Origin of the sequence: Bifidobacterium italicum (assembly GCF_002286915.1) — a bacterium.
Taxonomy (GTDB): Bacteria; Actinomycetota; Actinomycetes; order Actinomycetales; family Bifidobacteriaceae; genus Bifidobacterium; species Bifidobacterium italicum.
In genome coordinates this window covers 127,928-145,046 of sequence record NZ_MVOG01000011.1, presented here as the reverse complement: position 1 = coordinate 145,046, position 17,119 = coordinate 127,928, and the positions used below count along the sequence as shown (strand labels likewise).

Genomic DNA, 17,119 nt, shown 5'->3' with positions numbered 1-17,119 from the left:
CGTCGCCGACGCGCAGACGAGCAGGCATGAGGCGCAGCGCAGCGCGGGGCGTGCACGTCCGGCGCCGACATGACGCAGCCACATGCGCACGCCGTGCAGCGTCACGAACATGACCGCGCACGCGCCCATGCCGGTTGTGACGGCGAGGCCGCGCATGCCGGCGACGCCTTCCTCGGACAGCACGGCGCGCATCGCGAGCGTCGCGGCCCACAGGCACAGCGCGGCGGGGAGCATCCGCAGGTCACGACGTCCCGATTCTCCGTCCGCCCAACGCGCCATGAGGCCGCGGCGGCCGAGCCCGAGCGCCCGTCGAGGCGCGCACGCCGTCACGCCGTCATCGGTCATCGCACCGTCACCTGCCCACGGATCTTCTCGAGCGTCTTGGGGCCGATGCCGTCGATGTTGAGCAGATCGTCGACGGCGCCGAACCGTCCCATGCTCGTGCGGTAGGCGATGATGTTCGCAGCCGTCACCGGACCGATCCCCTTGACCGTCTCGAGCTGCTCCTGCGTCGCCGTATTGAGGTCGATGAGCTGCGGCGTCGCCTGCTGCGTCGGCTGCGGCGTCATGTCCGGCTGCCCCTGTGTCGCGTCGGCCGTCGGCGCCGGCGAGGCGGGGGCGTTCGACGCGCATGAGGGGGCGTCGCCATGCTCGGCTGCGCGCGGCGACGTCGCGATGGGCGTCGGCTCGGGCGACGCGGCCGCCAGATTGACCGACTGCTGGACGAGCAGCGTGAGGCTCGCCGCGAGCATGACGACGAGGATCGCCATGATGATGAGCGCGTGCACCGGTTCGACGCTCAGCCGGGGACGCGTACGCGGCATGGCTTCCCTCGTCTCCTCACCCGAGCGCACGCCTGCGAGCCCTTCCAGCAGCGCACGCGCACCGCCGTCCCCGGCGCCGTCGCCGGCGCGCGCGCCGTGCCACGTCGTGACGGGACGCGGGGGCAACGGCACGTCGGACAGGCTCGGAGGGCGCACGCCGGAGCACGATGCCGGGGCGGACGGCGGGACTTCATCATCGTCATCGAACATGGCCCCACTATCGCGTCCGGGGCGCGGCCGTGTCCAACCGGAGAGGGGATGTGTACGGACGGTCCCGTCGTCCACATTCCTCCGTGGGCCAAGAACGTCGCCGCCGCAACGAAAAAGGGAGGGCCGCCCATACGGGCGGCCCTCCCTCACGGCGTGTCGGGATCAGTTGCCGGGCACGACCGACACGATCTTCGGTGCCTTGACGATGACCTTGCGCGGAGGCACGCCGCCGAGCCTGTCGGCGACCGCCTCGAGCGCCATCCGCTCGAGCTCGTCCGGATCGATGTCCGGGCTCACCTCGAGCTTGGCGCGCACCTTGCCCTTGATCTGCACGACGGCCGTGACCACGTCCTGGCCCACGTAGCGCTCGTCCGCCTGCGGCCACGGATGGTGCGCGAGCGAGCGGTCGTGGCCGAGCCTGCTCCACAGCTCCTCGGCGATGTGCGGGGCGATCGGCGAGACCATGAGGATGAGCGGCTCGATCGCGGCGCGCGGCACACGCTCGAGGCCGGTCAGATGGTTGTTGAGCACGATGAGCTTGGCGATGGCCGTGTTCGGGCGCATCGCCTCCATCTCGACCGTCACCTCGGCGATCGTGTTGTTGAGCAGCTTGAGCGTCTTGTCGTCGGGCGCCTCGTCGCTGACGGTGACCTCGCCGGTCGTCTCGTCGACGGCGTTGCGCCACAGACGCTGCAGGAAGCGCATGCCGCCGACGACGTTGCGCGTGTTCCACGGACGGGACTCGTCGAGCGGGCCCATGCTCATCTCGTACAGGCGGAACGTGTCCGCACCGTAGTCGTCGTACATGTCGTCCGGCGTGACGATGTTCTTCAGGCTCTTGCCCATCTTGCCGAACTCGCGGTTGACGTGCCGGCCGTGCCAGGTGAAGGTCGGTTCGCCGAATGCGTCCGCCGCCCCCTCCTCGACCTCGTCGGCCTGGACGTACTCGCCGCGGTCGTCGGTGTAGGCCCAGGCCTGGATCATGCCTTGGTTGAACAGCTTGTGGAACGGTTCGCTCGAATCCACATAGCCGAGGTCGAAGAGGATCTTGTGCCAGAAGCGCGAGTAGAGCAGATGGAGCACGGCGTGCTCGACGCCGCCGATGTACAGGTCGACGCCGCCGGATTCGCCGGCCGTCGGATTGTGGTCCGGCCCCATCCAGTAGTCGTATTCGTCGCGTTCCACCATGTGCTCGGTGTCGTGCGGGTCGAGATAGCGCATGTAGTACCAGCACGATCCGGCCCAGTTCGGCATCGTGTTCGTCTCGCGGTGGTAGCGCTTGGGGCCGTCGCCCAGATCGAGCGTGACCTCCACCCAGTCCTCGTTGCGGCTCAGCGGAGCCTCGGGGTTGGATTGCGCGTCCTCCGGGTCGAAGGTCTTCGGGCTGTAGTCGGGCACCTCGGGCAGGTTGATCGGCAGCATCGAATCGGGCACGAGATGCGGCACGCCTTCGTCGTCGTAGACGATCGGGAACGGCTCGCCCCAGTAGCGCTGGCGGCTGAAGAGCCAGTCGCGCAGGCGGTAGCTGACGGTGCCGCGGCCGACCTGCGCCTGCTCGAGCCACGCCGTGACGGCCGCGATCGCCTCGTCGACGCGCATGCCGTTGATGTCGAGCGCGTCGCCGCGCGCCCAGGTGGCGTCGACCGACGAGTTGACGACGACGCCGTCATGGGAGACGAACGGCGCGTTGCCCTCGTAGTTCGCGAGCGTATCGTCGCTGCCGGGCAGCGGTTCGACGGTGTAGACGACCGGCAGCCCATACTTGGCCGCGAAGTCGTAGTCGCGCTGGTCGCCGCCCGGCACCGCCATGATCGCGCCGGTGCCGTAGTCCATCAGCACGTAGTCGGCGGTGAACACCGGCAGCTCGGCGCCGGTGATCGGGTTGACCGCGTACAGGCCGGTGAACAGGCCCGTCTTCTCGCCGGCGTCGTTGACGCGGTCGGCGGCCGTCTTCGCCTCCGCCGTCATGCGGTAGGCGGCCACGGCCTCGATCGGCGTCGCGTAGCCGCCGGTCCACTGCTCGGGCACGCCCTCGGGCCAGCGCTCGGGCACCTGCAGCAGCAGCGGATGCTCCGGGGAGACGACGCAGAAGGTCGTGCCGAACAGCGTGTCCGGACGGGTCGTGTAGATCTCCATGTCCTCCATGCCGTCGCCGACGCGCACCTGGAAATGCACAGACGCGCCGTGCGACTCGCCGATCCAGTTGCGCTGCATGAGCTTGACCTTCTCGGGCCAGTCGATCGTGTCGAGGTCCTCAATGAGGCGGTGGCCGTAGGCGGTGATGCGCATCGACCACTGGCGCAGCTCGCGCTGGAACACCGGGTAGTTGCCGCGTTCGGAACGGCCCTCGGCGGTCACCTCCTCGTTCGCCAGCACGGTGCCCAGACCGGGGCACCAGTTGACCGGCGACTTCGAGATGTAGGCGAGGCGGTACTCGTTGAGCACGTCCGCCTGCTCGGCCTCGCTCAGATCGTCCCAGGCGCGCCCCTCATGGCCGTCGATCGCGCGTTCGCCGGAGCGGAACTGCTCGACGAGCTCGCCGATCGGCCGCGCGCAGCCCATCGAGCCGCTCGGGTTCCTCTTGTCCGGGTCGTACCAGGCGTCGAAGATGCGCGAGAAGATCCACTGCGTCCATCGCACATAACCGGGTTCGATCGTGGCGAAGGAGCGGCGGTCGTCGAAGCTCAGGCCCATGCGATGCAGCTGGCGGCGCATGTTCGCGATGTTCTGCTCGGTCGTCACGCGCGGATGCTGCCCGGTCTTGACGGCGTACTGCTCGGCCGGCAGACCGAAGGCGTCGTAGCCCATCGCGTGCAGCACGTTCTCACCCTTCATGCGGTGGTAACGGCTCACGACGTCGGATGCGAGGTAGCCGAGCGGATGGCCCACATGCAGGCCCTTGCCCGACGGGTACGGGAACATGTCCATCGCGAAGAACGGCCGGCGGCCGTCCGCGTGCCGCCCCTCGCCGTCGGTCAGCTCGCCTTCGACGTTCGCCGCCCAGAACGTGCCCTGTTCGTCCCAGATCCTCTGCCATTTGTCTTCGATGGTCTGCGCCATCGCGGCGTTGTACCGGAATGCGGACTGGTCCGCATCATGCGCCTGCGCCTGCGCGCTCGGTTCGATCTCACTCATAGGGCACGATTATCGTTTTTCAGCTGGACAGTGTCGTGCCCCGTCCGCAGTGCGAACGCGCGCTCAGTCCTCGGAGCGCGAGTCGACGATGTTGGGCGGATTGAGACTCAGGTCGGCGTCGACGCCCAATGAGCGACCGGCGTCGTCGACGATCCGGTCCCATGTGCCGTCGTCGATCATGGACTGCAGCGTCGTGTTGATCTGCCCGAGCAGCCCGTCTCCGCCGGCGATCGCGATGCCGTAGGCGCGTTCGCCGAAGGAGTCGTCGAGCAGGCTCACGTATGCGTCTCCGGCCTGCGAACGCAGCCCGGCGAGGACCGGCCGCGAGCCGGCCACGGCGTCGGCCTCGCCGGCGAGCAGCGCCGAGACGCATTTGGCGAAGTCGCCCTCCTCACGGAACCGCACGCCACCGACCCGTTGCTCGAGCTGCTCGCGCACGTCGTCGTCCTCGACGACGCATGCGGTGCGGCCGCGCATGTCGTCGACGCCGCGGATCGACGCGCGGTCGTCGCTGCGCACGAGCAGTTCGTCCTCGGTGATCAGGTACGGCCCCGAATAACGCACGTCTCCGCCGCGCGAGGCGAGCTCCTTCGTGAACGCGCGCGCATCCTTGCCGCCCTCGTAGGCGTACGACGTCATCGCGAAGTCGATCGTGCCGTCGGCGAGCATCGCGTCGCGCCGCGCCATCGTCATCGGATGGAAGACGATCTGGCGGTTGCTGTAGCCGATCTTCTCGGCGACGTATTTGGCCACCTCGACGCTCAGGCCGCTGTAGCCCTCCTCGTGGTACCAGCCGACGCCGGGCTCGTCGACGGCGACGCCGATGTCGATCATCGGCCCGTCGGCCTGCCCGGGCACCGACACCTGCACCGGCGTGCCGCAGCCGGCGAGCGGCGACACGGCGGCCGCCGCGCACAGCGCGGCGAATATCCTCAGAAGTCCACGGCTACGCATGCTGCCTCACTTGAACAGACGGGAACGGGTGAGGAACCACATCACGAGCAGGGCGAGCACAAGCGCCAGGACGATGATGATCAGGAAGCCCCAGCGCGAGCCGGTGAACGGCATGCCGAGCATGCCGTTCTGGAAGTTCATGCCGTACATCGAGAAGATGAGCGTCGGGATCGACAGCGTGATCGAGATGATCGTGAAGATGCGCATCACGTTGCTCAGGTTGTTGGAGACGACCGACGAGAACGCGTCGGTCATGTTCGCGAGGACGCCGCTGTAGATGTTCGCCATCTCGATCGCCTGCTTGTTCTCGGTGATGACGTCGTCGAGCAGGTCCTCGTCCTCCGGGTACTGCTTGATGCGCGAGAGCGTCGTGAGCTTCTCCATGACGATCTCGTTCGACTTGAGCGACGTGTTGAAGTAGACGAGCGTCTTGCTCAGTTCGAGCAGCATCAGGATCTCGCGGTTCTGCATCGAATGGCGCAGCCTCAGCTCGAGCTTGTCGGTCTCCCCGTCGATGATGCGCAGGTAGCGCAGGTACATCGTCGCGTTGCGGTAGAGGATCTGCAGGATGAAACGCGAGCGCATGAAGGTGTTGAAGCCGCGGATCGTGCCTTCCATGAACGGGTGGAGCACCGGTGTGTCCTGCATGCACACGGTGACGATGAGCGTGCGCGTGACGATGATCGACAGCGGGATCGTCTCGTACCAGTTGCGACCGGAACGCTCCCCGACCGTCGGGATGTCGACGATGATCATCGTGTAGTCGTCCTCGACGTCGACGCGCGAACGTTCCTCGTCGTCGAGCGGCGCGCGCAGGTCGGCGAGGTCGATGCCGGTCTCCTGGGCGACCGTGGTGAGCTCGACGTCGGTGGGGTCGCACAGCGCAAGCCATGAACCGTTCTCCGGCTTGTCTATCTGTTCCACCTGTCCGTGAACGGTGCTGAACATGCGCAGCATGAGATCACCCGCCTCTCATTCGCCGAACCGCGCGACGGACGCGGCCTGTCCTTGTGCAAACATCAACAGCTTAGCCGCACCTATGAGACACGCCGCCCGGGGCGGCCCGGGCGGCGTGGCGCCGACGTGGTCAGCCGGCGATCGGCTTCCACATCGGCATGTCGGGGTTGCGCAGCGCCTCGGGGCCGTTCTCCCAGTCGACGAATTCGGCGATCTGCGGACCGTGGTTGAACTCGGCGAGCAGCCAGCGGTCGCCTTCGGGGCCGCGCTCGAGGCTCAGACGCGACCAGAAGGCGTTGCGCATGGCGTCGAGCCCGTTGGCGTCGTCGACGTCCATGCCCAGCAGCGTCGCGATCGTCGCGACGATCCACGATCCGTGGGAGACGACGAACAGCGTCTCCTCGCCGGGCACGTCCCGCGCCTGGCGCACATACGAGCGGATCGCCTCGGCACCGCGTTCGCCGACCTCGCGCCGGCTTTCGACGCCGTGGGCGAGCTCGCCGCCCTCGTGCCGCTTCCAGGCGCGGAAGTCCTCCGGCCAGCGTGCGAGGATCTCGTCGCGGGTCATGCCCTCCCATTCGCCGAAGCCTCTCTCGCGCAGCCTCGGATCGAGATGCACGTCGAGCCCGAGGATGTCGGCGAAGGCGTGCGCCGTCTGCTGCGCGCGGAACAGGTCGGAGCTGACGACGACCATCGTGCGCGCCGAGGCCGGCGCCTTGCGGTACTCCTCGACGTCGACGGCGCGCACCGCCGCGACGGGCGGCGTCGGCAGCAGCTCGGGGTGGGCGGCGAGGTTGCTCACCTTCGCCCAGTAGTAGCGTTGCGCGAGCGCGAATCCGCTCTGATCCACCTGCCACTGGCCGACGATGTCGAGCGGGACCTCGACCTGGCCCTGCAGACGGCGTTCGAGGTTCATCGAGGTGCGCCCATGGCGCAGCATGACGATGTCGGTGATCATCTTTTCTTGTGACTCCTTGAGATTCGGGGATGGCGACGACCGTGGCGCCCGGATCGGGCGCCACGGTCGTCGGCGTTCATGGGGACGGGGCCGGTTCAGTCCTTCGTGATCGTCGTGCCTGCGTGCGCGCCGGCGGACAGGTCCTCGATCGTGTCGATCGTCATGACCGGCACGCATGCCGGGACCTTCGTGCCGCGCTCCTTCGCGAGCCTGACCTGCTCCTCGTAGACCTCGTCGTCGGTGTGCAGGACGACCTCGCCGCGGAAGCGGTATCCCTTCTTCTGCTCGAAGTTGACGAACGCGATGACGAGCGGGCTGCCGTTCTCGAGGTTGCGGTAGGTCTGCCCGGCGGTGCGCTCATGGTATGCGAGATGGCCGTCGTCGAGCACGAACATGCTCATCTTCGGACCGAGGTCCGGCACGCCGTCGGGGCTGACGGTGGCGACCCACGCGAGATTGTCCTTGATGAAGTCCTTCATCTCTTCGGTAAGCTGTGCCATTGGGGGCTCCTTTCTATACCTTCCCCACACTACGCGCCCGCTGGGCGCCACATGCCCCGTTGCGCTGTGAAGTGAGCGCGACACACGTCGCCATGCTCACATGTGACGCCGCCCACATCGGCGTCCCGCGCGCCGATAACGAAAAACCCGACCGAAGCCGGGTGTGAATCGTGGAGCTAAGGGGATTCGAACCCCTGACCCTCTCCATGCCATGGAGATGCGCTACCAGCTGCGCCATAGCCCCATAAGGGGAACCTGTCATCAGGAACCTTCGTGGAGCTAAGGGGATTCGAACCCCTGACCCTCTCCATGCCATGGAGATGCGCTACCAGCTGCGCCATAGCCCCGTCGGCTTGTTTCAGCCAACTCGAGATAGCATACATCGTGAATTTTCGATATGCAAGGGGCCGGCGTGTCGCGTTGCGCGACGCGCCGACCCCTTCACGATGCGATCACTGCGGCTGCTGTCCGGCGTCGTCCTTCTGCCGGCCGTCGCCCTGCTGGGTCCCGCCGTCCTGACCCGAATCCGTCGAGCCGCCGCCCTGAGTGCCGTCCGCGGCGCCGGTCCCCTGGCTCGCCGACGGCGACGTACTCGGTTCTACGATCGGGGCATCCGAGCCCGAGTCGTCCTTCGTGCCGGTGCCGTCCTGCTGTTGCGGCTCCTGCGTCGGCTGCGTCGAGCCGGCGTCCGGCGTCGATGTCGCGTCCGGCGTCGGCGTCGCGTCCGGCGTCGGCGTGATGACGCCCTGCGACGGCGACGGAGACAGCTCGCCGCCCTCCTCGCTCGTCACGCTCGGGCTGACGATGTCGTGGACGACCGAATCGGTCCCCCTGCCGCCGGTGAGAGCGAGGATGACGCCGGCGGTCACCGCGACGGCGATCAGACCCGAGACGACGGCCACGACGATCGCCACGCGCTTGTCGTGGCGGGTGAGCTGCGGTCGGCCGGACGATGGAGTCCCGGCCGCGCCGGCGGCATCCGACGCGGCGACGCGCCCCTTGCGCTTCCCGTCCTTCGACGCCTGGCCGTCCGATTCATCCGTCTGCGCGTCGTCGGAGGCGCCGTCGCGGCCGCCATCCGTCTGCTCGCCGAGCTGCTGCGCGGCGGCGTCCTGCAGCTTCTTGCTCGAGGCGTCGATGACGTTCTGGTAGATCTGCGACGCCGACGTCGAGACGATCGATGCGACGGCGACGCCGATCACCGAACCCGCGATGCCGATCTTCGACGACAGCAGGAACGACGTGACCGCCGCGAGCGCGCCCGCGAGCAGCTGGGAGAACGATAATCCTTTGAGAAAATTCTTCACGGTCGATTCATCCGGTCATGGCGCCTCCGGCGCCCGGATCGGGCGTCAGGCGCGTCGGTGGGCAAAACTGCCATAAGCATAGACCAGTTCACCGGTCATCGGCTGCATGCCGTGTCGGGTTCTCCCACAGCTCAGTGTCGGCGAGCGCCGGCCCGTGGTTGTAGTCGACGAGGATCCAACGGTCCGGGTCGTCGAGCCCCGCGTTGACCAGGCGCGCCCAGTGCGCGTTGCGCATCGAGGTGACGGAGACGAAGTCCGGAAGCGCCGCGCCGATGCCGAACAGCACCTGCAGCGTGTTCTCGATGAGAGCGCCGTGGGAGAACACGAACAGGTCGGTGTTGGCGCCGCCCCGGTGCGACCAGTCGCGCAGCGCCTCGACGCCGCGCGCGCCGGCATGCTCGTGCGATTCGGCATGATGGCGCATCTCGCCGCCGAGGCCCCGGCACCACAGCGCGAAGTCCTCCGGCCACTGCGCGTCGAGCTCGTCGCCGGACATGCCCTCCCAATCGCCGAAGCTGCGTTCGCGCAGGCGGGGATCCGTGTGGACCTCGAGCCCCAAGGGGTCGTCGAACAGATGCGCGGTGCGGCTCGCACGCCTCAGGTCCGAGGCGACGACGAGCTGGCGCGCGCCGGGGTCGCGTTCGACGTAGAGCTCGCGCAGCGCGTCGCCGGTGCGGCGCGCCTGCCACAGCCCGACGTCGTCGAGCGGGATGTCGATGCCGCCCTGGACGCGGCCGGCGAGGTTGTACGAGGTGCGCCCATGGCGCACGAGCGTGATCGAACGTACCGTCTCGATCGCCGTCATCGCCGCCCCCGTCAGGCGGCGTCCGCGCCGGCGGCGTCCGCATCGGGCAATTCGAGGTCGATGCGCGGGCAGTCGCGCCACAGCCTCTCGAGATGGTAGAAGTCGCGCGCCTCCTCATGCATGACGTGGACGATGAAATCGCCGTAGTCGAGCAGGATCCACTGCGCCTCCTGGATGCCCTCGCGGCCCCGCGGCTGCAGTTTGCCGCCCTTCGTGTACAGGTCCTTCTCGATCTCCTCGGCGACTGCGAGCACCTGCCGCTCGTTCGTCGCGGACGCCAGAAGCATGCAGTCGGTGATGCCGACCAGATCGCTCACGTCGTAGGCGGCGATGTCGACCGCCTTCATTCGGTCGGCGGCGGCCGCCGCGGTCCGCACCGCTTCGATGGATGATTCAAGTGCCGTCATATCAACGCTCCCAAGCTGGTTTCCAATGCTGCACGATGTGCTGCGTGTTCTCTGAATAGACCATCGCGTCGTCCGGGACGTCATGGCGGATCACCGATCCGGCGCCGCTTGTGACGTGGTCGCCGACCTCGACCGGCGCGACGAAGAGGTTGCCGGCGCCGATGTGCACATCCGAGCCGATCGTCGTGTGGTTCTTGTGCACGCCGTCGTAGTTCGCCGTGATCGTGCCGCCGCCGATGTTCGTGCGCTCGCCGAGGTCGGCGTCGCCCACGTAGCTCAGATGCGGCACCTTCGTGCCGTCGCCGATGCGCGCCTTCTTCATCTCGACGAAGGCGCCCGCCTTCGAGCCCACGCCGAGCTCGTTGCCGGCGCGCAGGTAGGTCCACGGGCCGATGTTCGCGCCGCGGCCGATGTGCGACGCCTGCACGCGCGAACGCTCGACGGTCGCGCCCGCGTCGACGGTCGCGTCGATGAGCGTCGTGCACGGGCCGACGACGGCCTCCTCGCCGACGACGGTGCGCCCCTGCAGGAAGCAGCCGGGCAGGATCGTCGCGTCGCGGCCGATCGTCACGTCGTCCTCGATCCACGTCGTGGACGGGTCGAGGATCGTCACGCCCTCGCGCATCCAATGCTCGCACACGCGCGCGTTGTGCGCGCCGGCGAGCGCGGCGAGCTGCACGCGGTCGTTGACGCCTTCGACGCTCAACGGATCAGGCGCCGCGAAAGCGCCGACCTTGCCGCTCGCCTTCGCGGCCTTGAGCGCGTCGGTCAGGTAGAACTCCCCTTGCGCGTTGTCCGCGTCGAGGCCGGCGATCGCTTCGGCGAGCACATGCGCGTCGAAGACGTACACCGACGTGTTCACTTCGCGCACGGCCAGCTCGCTGCTGTTCGCGTCCTTCTGCTCGACGATCTTGAGGACGTCGCCGTCGGAATCGCGGATGATGCGGCCGTAGCCGGTCGGGTCGTCGAGCACCGTCGTGAGCACCGTCGCGTCGTCGCCGCTCGCCGCATGGTAGTCGAGCAGCGCCTGCAGCGTCGCCGTGTCAAGCAGCGGCATATCCGAGGCCGTGATGAGCACGTCGCCGTCGAGGGCGCCGTCCGGCGAGAGCCGGCGCATCGCGCACTGCACGGCGCGGCCTGTGCCGGGGATGTCGTCCTGTTCGACGATCGTCACGTCGGGGTCGTAGCCGCGCGCCGCCTCGGCGACGCGTTCGCCCTGATGGCGCACGACGACGGCGAGCGTGTCCGGCCCGAGCGCCCCGACGGAGGCCATGACGCGCTCGAGGAAGGTCTTGCCCGCGAAGGTGTGCAGCACCTTCGGCTTCGACGAGCGCATGCGCGTGCCCTCGCCGGCTGCCAGCACGATTGCGGCGATTACCGTCATCTGTTCTCCTTATTCGTGGGTGTGCCCAATGGTCCGATGTCCCTGATGCGAAAGGCGTCCGCATCCAAACGCCGAAGGCCGGATGCGGACGCCGCTGGCTCCCCCACCTGGACTCGAACCAAGACAAAGGGTTCCAAAGACCCGTGTGCTGCCATTACACCATGGGGGAACGGCGGGTTACGCCCGCCAAGTGTCCATTATGCCATAGGGGCGGACCACATGGCGCCCCGCGGCGGATCAGGCGAAGAGGAAGCCCTTGCCGTGATGCTCGGGATAGGTGTCGAAGAGCTCGGCGACCGATCCGTCCTCGAACACGGCCTTGATCGCGCTCGCCAGCAGCGGCGCGATCGACAGCACGGTCAGGCCGTCCCAGCGTTTCTCCTCGGGGATCGGCACCGTGTCGGTGAGGACGACCTCGCGCGCCCCGCAGCTCTTGAGCCGCTCGACGGCCGGGCCGGAGAGCACGCCGTGCGTCGCGACAACGGTCACCGACTTCGCGCCGGCCTCCTGCAGCACCTTGCACGCGCCGGCGATCGTGCCGGCCGTGTCGATCAGATCGTCGACGAGCACGCAGTCCTTGCCCTTGACGTCGCCGACGACGCGGTTCGCGACGGCCTGGTTCGGCCGCGTGATGTCGCGCGTCTTGTGCACGAAGGCGAGCGGGCCGCCGCCGAGGCGCTGCGCCCACTGCTCGGCGACGCGGATGCGGCCGGCGTCCGGGGAGACGACGGTCACGTTGTCGAGCTGGTTGGAGAACCGGTCGCGGATGTAGTCGACGAGCACCGGCATCGCGATGAGATGGTCGACCGGGCCGTCGAAGAAGCCCTGCGACTGCGCGGCGTGCAGGTCGACGCTCATGATGCGGTCGGCGCCGGCCGTCTTGAGCAGGTCGAAGACCAGACGGCACGAGATCGGCTCGCGTCCGCGGTGCTTCTTGTCCTGACGCGAATAGCCGAGCAGCGGGCTCACCGCGGTGATCGAACGCGCCGACGCGCGCTTGAGGGCGTCGATCATGATGAGCTGCTCCATGATCGACTGGTTGACCGGGCTGCTATGGCTCTGCAGCACGAAGACGTCGGCGCCGCGCACGGATTCGGTGTAGCGCACGTACATCTCGCCGTTCGCGAAATCGTAGGCGGTCGTCTCGAGCACGTCGATGCCGAGCTGGTCGGCGACGTCCCGGGCGAGCTTGGGATGCGCCCTTCCGGTGACGAGTATCAGGTTCTTGTCTGGTTTGCCTTCGAGGATTGCGCTCACCGTATCTCCAAACGTCAATTGGTTCGTAACCGTGTCCCCAGTGTAGTGCCGGCAGCTGACGTGCGCCGGCGCGGGGCGTTCAGCCCCGGCCGCGGTACAGGCCGTGTTTGCCGATGTACTGGACGACGCCGTCGGGCACGAGGTACCACACCGGCTCGCCGTGCGTCGCGCGCTCGCGCACGTCGGTCGACGAGATCGCCAGCGCCGGGATCTCGAGCATGTCGACACGTCCCGCCGGCAGCGTGACCGCCGACGAATAGCCGGGGCGCGTGACGGCGACGAAGTGCGCGATGCGGAACATCTGCTCGACGTCCTTCCACCGCATGATCTCGGCGACGGCGTCCGCGCCGGTGATGAAGAACAGCTCGGCGTCCGGATACAGCGCGCGCAGGTCGCGCAGCGTGTCGATCGTGTAGGTGACGCCGGGACGGTCGATGTCGACGCGCGAGACGGTGAACTTCGGGTTCGACGCGGTCGCGATGACGGTCATCAGATAGCGGTCCTCGGCGTTCGTCACATGCTTGTCGAGCTTGAACACCGGGCGTCCGGTCGGCACGAAGACGACCTCGTCGAGGTCGTACACCCACGAGACCTCGGACGCGGCGACGAGATGGCCGTTGTGGATCGGATCGAAGGTGCCGCCCATGATGCCGATGCGCGGCCGCGCATGCCAGTTGCCGCGGGGCGAACGGCGCCCCGGCGGCGAGACGAGATGCGCCGTGGCGGCGTCGGTCACGGACAGTTCGGCCATGCGCCGGGGCTCACCGCCGGAGTTCGCGGCGTCGTCGGCGTCGCTGCGCGCCATGTCAGCGCCTCTCCTGAACGTCCACCGCGGCGCTGTCCGCGGCGCCGCGGTCGATCTCCTGCTGCAGCGTGAGCTCCTGCGCGCGGTCGTCGGACGACTCGCCGTCGGGGTCGATCTTGCCCATGTCCTCGTTCCACTCGTCCTGCACGACGCGCCGGATCTCGGCGAAGGTCGGCAGCAGGAAGGTCGGCTGAAACGCGCGACGCACATGGGCGACGCGTTCGGTGATGCGGATGAGCGTGTCGGTCATGCCGTCGATGTCGCCGTCGCGTTCCATCGCGCGGAAACGGTCGATGTAGTCCTCCATCAGCATGGTCTGCTCGACGACGTCGCGGTAGCGTTCGTCGTCGACGGCCACGACGTCGTCGGCGTCCGTCTCCGGCCATCCGATGAGCACGGCGTCGGCGTATTCGAGCGACGCGCGCTGCGCCGCCGAGGCGATGCCGTCCTCGATCTGCACGAGGAACACGTAGCGTACGAGGCTGAGCCGCTCGGATGCGACCTTGAGCATGTTGCGCCTGTCGGAGAGGTCGACGCCCCACGGGTTCGCGAGCACATGGGCGTCGTCGAAGGTGACGGTCGCCACATCGTCGCGAGTCCCGGCGGCTTCCTCGGCCCCGTTCGCGGCCTCGTTCAGCAGATCGCGCCCGCTCATGCCCTCACCTGGCCCGTGCCGTAGCCGATCCACTTCGTCGTCGTCATCTCCTGCAGGCCCATCGGGCCGCGTGCGTGCATCTTCTGCGTGGAGATGCCCAGCTCGGCGCCGAAGCCGAACACGCCGCCGTCGGTGAAGCGGGTGGAGGCGTTGACCATGACGACCGCCGAGTCGACGTCCTTCGTGAAGCGTTCGATCGCGCCGTAGTCCTCGGCGAGGATCGCCTCGGTGTGATGCGTCGAATAGCGGTTGATGTGCGCGATCGCCTCGTCCATCGAATCGACGACGCGCACGCCGATCTCGAGGGCGAGGTATTCGGTGCCCCAGTCGGCCTCGTCGGCCTCGAACAGCTTGATGTCGCGGATGTTCGCGTCGCCGATGATCCTGTAGGAGACCTCGTCGGCGTGCATGACGACGTCCTCGTCGGCGAGCGCCCGGGCGACGGCCGGCAGGAACTCCCCGGCGACGTCGCGGTGGACGATGAGCTTCTCGGCGGCGTTGCACACGCCGACGCGCTGCGTCTTCGCGTTGAGGATGACGGGGATGGCCTTGGCGAGGTCGGCGGAACGGTCGACGTAGATGTGGACGTTGCCGGCGCCGGTCTCGATGACGGGGACCTTCGAGTTCTCGACGACGGCCTGGATGAGTCTGGCGCTGCCGCGCGGCACGAGCAGGTCGACGTGGCCGCGCGCCTCCATCATCGCGGTCGCGCCCTCGCGGCCGTACGCGTCGACGGAGGCGACGAGCGCGTCGTCGAAGCCGAGTTCGCGCAGCGTGTCGCCGACGATCGCGAGCGTCGCCGCGTTCGTGCGCTCCGCCGCGTGGCCGCCGCGCAGGATCGCCGCGTTGCCCGACTTGATGCACAGCGCGATGACGTCGACGGTCACGTTCGGGCGCGCCTCGTAGATCATGCCGATGACGCCCATCGGCACGCGCACCTGCTGCAGACGCAGGCCGTTGGGCGCCTCGAAACCGCGCACGACCTGACCGACCGGGTCGGGCAGCGTCGCGACGTGGCGCATGTCGTTCGCCGACGCGGCGATGCGCGTCACGTCGAACTTGAGACGGTCCAGCTTGCCGGCGTCCATGCCGTCGTCGAAGGCCTGGCTCATGTCCAGGGCGTTCGCGCCGGCGATCTCGTCGGCGCGCGCGTCGAGCGCGTCGGCGATCGCATTGAGCAGGCCGTTCTTCACGTCGGTCGTGGCCTTCGCGAGCTTCGCCTGCGCGGCCGCCGCACGGTCGGCCATCGCGCACACCGCGTCGAAGACGTCGTCGCTGACCTTGTTGTGTTCGCTCTGTGTGTTCGTCATACTTGCACATTAGTGGACGCCCTGCCCTCATGGCGGGCGCCGTCCACGGCCGCGCGTTCCGCAACCCGGACAGCGGCCCCGTGGCTTTCGTCCGTGAACCCTATACTGAAATCATCCGCACACTGTCATCTCTCTACATCGCAAGGACGGACGAGTGAACAAGTTCCACAGCACACGCAGCACCACCGACTCACTGACCTCGAAGCAGGCCATCCGCAAGGGCATCGCGGACGACGGCGGCCTCTTCGTCACCGACGAACTCGGCGAACGCCTCGTCCCGATCGACGGCCTGGCCGGCAAGAGCTACCAGAGAATCGCCTACGACGTGCTTTCCGTGCTCCTCGACGACTTCGACGCCGACGAGCTCAAGGAGTGCATCGCAAAGGCCTACGGGCCGCAGTGGTCGGACGAGCGCATCACCCCGGTCAGGCCGCTCGGCGAGGACTGGGTCATGGAACTGTTCCACGGACCCACATGCGCGTTCAAGGACGTCGCGCTGCAGATCCTGCCGCGCTTCATGGCGCGCACGACGCCGGCCGACGGCGACCCGGACGAGAGGATCATGATCGTCACGGCCACCTCCGGCGACACCGGCAAGGCCGCGCTCGCCGGCTTCGCCGACGCCGAGGGCACCGGCATCACCGTCTTCTACCCGCAGGGCCGCGTCAGCCGCGTGCAGGAGCTGCAGATGACGACGCAGACCGGCGGCAACGTCAACGTGTGCGCGGTCGAGGGCAACTTCGACGACGCGCAGTCCACCGTCAAGAAGATCTTCGGCGACAAGGACCTCGCCGCGCGTCTCGAAAGCGACGCGCACGTCGTGCTTTCGTCGGCCAACTCGATCAACGTCGGCCGCCTCGTGCCGCAGGTCGTCTACTATTTCTCCGCGTACGCGCAGCTGCTCGAGAAGCAGGTCGTCAACGTCGGCGACCCGGTCGACTTCGTCGTGCCGACCGGCAACTTCGGCGACGTGCTCGCCGGCTACTACGCGAAGATGCTCGGCCTGCCGGTGCGCCAGCTCGTCGTCGCCTCCGACAGGAACAACGTGCTCTTCGACTTCCTGACGACCGGCACCTACAACCGCAAGCGCCCGTTCTACGAGACGATCTCGCCGTCGATGGACATCCTCATCTCCTCGAACCTCGAACGCATGCTCTACTACATGAGCGAGAAGGACCCGCGCCTGATCACCTACCTGATGAACGACCTCGCCGAATGGGGCGCGTTCGAGGTGCCGGCGGAGCTGCTCGCGCAGATCCGCCGCCTGTTCGCCACCGGCTGGGCCGACGAGGACCAGGTGCGCCAGATGATCGCCGAATGCTTCAGCGAACACGGCTACGTGCTCGACCCGCACACCGCATGCGGCTATTTCGTCATGCAGCAGATGCCCGCCGAACCCGGCGTGCCGCGCGTGCTGCTGAGCACCGCCAGCCCGTACAAGTTCCCGCGCGTCGTCAACGAGGCGCTCGGGCTCAAGCACGACGGCACCGACTTCGAATGCATGGACGAGCTGAGCGCGAAGACGGACACCGAGATCCCGCCGATGCTGCGCGACCTCGAGACCGCCGACGTGCGCTTCCGCGACTGCGTCGAGATCTCCGACATGGGCCACTACGTCGAACAATGCGCCGACCGCCTGTGACATGGGCGC

15 protein-coding genes, 3 tRNA genes and 1 pseudogene are annotated in these 17,119 nt (G+C 67.9%); 1 reads left to right on the top strand and 18 read right to left on the bottom strand.

The window, feature by feature from the left end; genetic code table 11:
* The 18 genes and pseudogenes from B1400_RS04505 to B1400_RS04420 form a co-directional block, all read right to left on the bottom strand.
* Window positions 1-345 (bottom strand): annotated as a pseudogene (locus B1400_RS04505) (hypothetical protein); the annotation flags it as partial.
* The gene (locus B1400_RS09825) at window positions 342-1,034 is read right to left on the bottom strand and encodes a ComEA family DNA-binding protein (RefSeq protein ID WP_095613245.1); all 693 of its coding nucleotides are present in this window, start codon (window positions 1,032-1,034) and stop codon (window positions 342-344) included. The pseudogene B1400_RS04505 and the gene B1400_RS09825, both read right to left, overlap by 4 nt.
* 162 nt (window positions 1,035-1,196) lie before the next feature.
* Window positions 1,197-4,169, bottom strand: a complete 2,973-nt coding sequence (gene leuS / locus B1400_RS04495) for a leucine--tRNA ligase (protein ID WP_095613244.1) — start codon at window positions 4,167-4,169, stop codon at window positions 1,197-1,199.
* 63 nt (window positions 4,170-4,232) lie between these two features.
* On the bottom strand, window positions 4,233-5,123 hold the full coding sequence (locus tag B1400_RS04490) for a transporter substrate-binding domain-containing protein (protein ID WP_095613243.1): 891 nt from the start codon (window positions 5,121-5,123) through the stop codon (window positions 4,233-4,235).
* Between the two features lie 6 nt (window positions 5,124-5,129).
* Window positions 5,130-6,080, bottom strand: coding sequence for a magnesium transporter CorA family protein (locus tag B1400_RS04485; protein WP_095613242.1), 951 nt, complete (start codon window positions 6,078-6,080; stop codon window positions 5,130-5,132).
* Window positions 6,081-6,210: 130 nt separating this feature from the next.
* The gene (locus tag B1400_RS04480; protein ID WP_095613241.1) at window positions 6,211-7,038 is read right to left on the bottom strand and encodes a histidine phosphatase family protein; all 828 of its coding nucleotides are present in this window, start codon (window positions 7,036-7,038) and stop codon (window positions 6,211-6,213) included.
* 95 nt (window positions 7,039-7,133) lie between these two features.
* Entirely contained in the window at window positions 7,134-7,538 is a 405-nt protein-coding gene (locus tag B1400_RS04475; RefSeq protein ID WP_095613240.1) for a pyridoxamine 5'-phosphate oxidase family protein, read from the bottom strand.
* Window positions 7,539-7,709: 171 nt separating this feature from the next.
* A tRNA-Ala gene (locus B1400_RS04470) sits at window positions 7,710-7,782 on the bottom strand.
* 30 nt (window positions 7,783-7,812) lie between these two features.
* Window positions 7,813-7,885, bottom strand: a tRNA-Ala gene (locus tag B1400_RS04465).
* Between the two features lie 105 nt (window positions 7,886-7,990).
* Window positions 7,991-8,845, bottom strand: a complete 855-nt coding sequence (locus B1400_RS04460; protein WP_095613239.1) for a hypothetical protein — start codon at window positions 8,843-8,845, stop codon at window positions 7,991-7,993.
* 88 nt (window positions 8,846-8,933) lie between these two features.
* Window positions 8,934-9,650: a histidine phosphatase family protein gene (locus tag B1400_RS04455; protein WP_095613238.1), complete on the bottom strand. Its 717-nt coding sequence runs from the start codon at window positions 9,648-9,650 to the stop codon at window positions 8,934-8,936.
* Between the two features lie 11 nt (window positions 9,651-9,661).
* Entirely contained in the window at window positions 9,662-10,057 is a 396-nt protein-coding gene (gene rsfS / locus B1400_RS04450) for a ribosome silencing factor (RefSeq protein WP_095613237.1), read from the bottom strand.
* A 1-nt stretch (window position 10,058) separates the two neighbouring features.
* Window positions 10,059-11,441, bottom strand: coding sequence for a bifunctional UDP-N-acetylglucosamine diphosphorylase/glucosamine-1-phosphate N-acetyltransferase GlmU (gene glmU / locus B1400_RS04445; protein WP_095613236.1), 1,383 nt, complete (start codon window positions 11,439-11,441; stop codon window positions 10,059-10,061).
* A 95-nt stretch (window positions 11,442-11,536) separates the two neighbouring features.
* Window positions 11,537-11,610 (bottom strand) — tRNA-Gln (locus tag B1400_RS04440).
* Window positions 11,611-11,678: 68 nt separating this feature from the next.
* Window positions 11,679-12,698 carry a ribose-phosphate diphosphokinase gene (locus B1400_RS04435; protein WP_162288174.1) on the bottom strand — a complete coding sequence of 340 codons (1,020 nt, stop codon included), beginning with the start codon at window positions 12,696-12,698 and terminating at the stop codon, window positions 11,679-11,681.
* Between the two features lie 79 nt (window positions 12,699-12,777).
* Entirely contained in the window at window positions 12,778-13,503 is a 726-nt protein-coding gene (gene nadD / locus B1400_RS04430; RefSeq protein WP_095613234.1) for a nicotinate-nucleotide adenylyltransferase, read from the bottom strand.
* A 1-nt stretch (window position 13,504) separates the two neighbouring features.
* Window positions 13,505-14,158, bottom strand: coding sequence for a phosphoribosylglycinamide synthetase (locus tag B1400_RS04425; protein WP_235607322.1), 654 nt, complete (start codon window positions 14,156-14,158; stop codon window positions 13,505-13,507).
* Window positions 14,155-15,468, bottom strand: coding sequence for a glutamate-5-semialdehyde dehydrogenase (locus B1400_RS04420; protein WP_095613233.1), 1,314 nt, complete (start codon window positions 15,466-15,468; stop codon window positions 14,155-14,157). The genes B1400_RS04425 and B1400_RS04420 overlap by 4 nt, the downstream gene beginning before the upstream one ends.
* A gap of 154 nt (window positions 15,469-15,622) precedes the next feature.
* Between B1400_RS04420 and thrC the strand changes: the two genes are divergently transcribed.
* Entirely contained in the window at window positions 15,623-17,110 is a 1,488-nt protein-coding gene (gene thrC, locus B1400_RS04415) for a threonine synthase (RefSeq protein WP_095613232.1), read from the top strand.
* The last annotated feature ends 9 nt before the right edge of the window (window positions 17,111-17,119 follow it).

Bases quoted from the DNA above. Each gene is read 5' to 3' on its own strand.
- B1400_RS04485 (WP_095613242.1), bottom strand. From the start codon at position 6,080: ATGCTGCGCATGTTCAGCACCGTTCACGGACAGGTGGAACAGATAGAC.
- B1400_RS04475 (WP_095613240.1), bottom strand. From the start codon at position 7,538: ATGGCACAGCTTACCGAAGAGATGAAGGACTTCATCAAGGACAATCTC.
- nadD (WP_095613234.1), bottom strand. From the start codon at position 13,503: ATGGCGCGCAGCGACGCCGACGACGCCGCGAACTCCGGCGGTGAGCCC.
- glmU (WP_095613236.1), bottom strand. From the start codon at position 11,441: ATGACGGTAATCGCCGCAATCGTGCTGGCAGCCGGCGAGGGCACGCGC.
- B1400_RS04420 (WP_095613233.1), bottom strand. From the start codon at position 15,468: ATGACGAACACACAGAGCGAACACAACAAGGTCAGCGACGACGTCTTC.
- B1400_RS04480 (WP_095613241.1), bottom strand. From the start codon at position 7,038: ATGATCACCGACATCGTCATGCTGCGCCATGGGCGCACCTCGATGAAC.
- B1400_RS09825 (WP_095613245.1), bottom strand. From the start codon at position 1,034: ATGTTCGATGACGATGATGAAGTCCCGCCGTCCGCCCCGGCATCGTGC.
- B1400_RS04490 (WP_095613243.1), bottom strand. From the start codon at position 5,123: ATGCGTAGCCGTGGACTTCTGAGGATATTCGCCGCGCTGTGCGCGGCG.
- leuS (WP_095613244.1), bottom strand. From the start codon at position 4,169: ATGAGTGAGATCGAACCGAGCGCGCAGGCGCAGGCGCATGATGCGGAC.
- B1400_RS04455 (WP_095613238.1), bottom strand. From the start codon at position 9,650: ATGACGGCGATCGAGACGGTACGTTCGATCACGCTCGTGCGCCATGGG.
- rsfS (WP_095613237.1), bottom strand. From the start codon at position 10,057: ATGACGGCACTTGAATCATCCATCGAAGCGGTGCGGACCGCGGCGGCC.
- B1400_RS04425 (WP_235607322.1), bottom strand. From the start codon at position 14,158: ATGAGCGGGCGCGATCTGCTGAACGAGGCCGCGAACGGGGCCGAGGAA.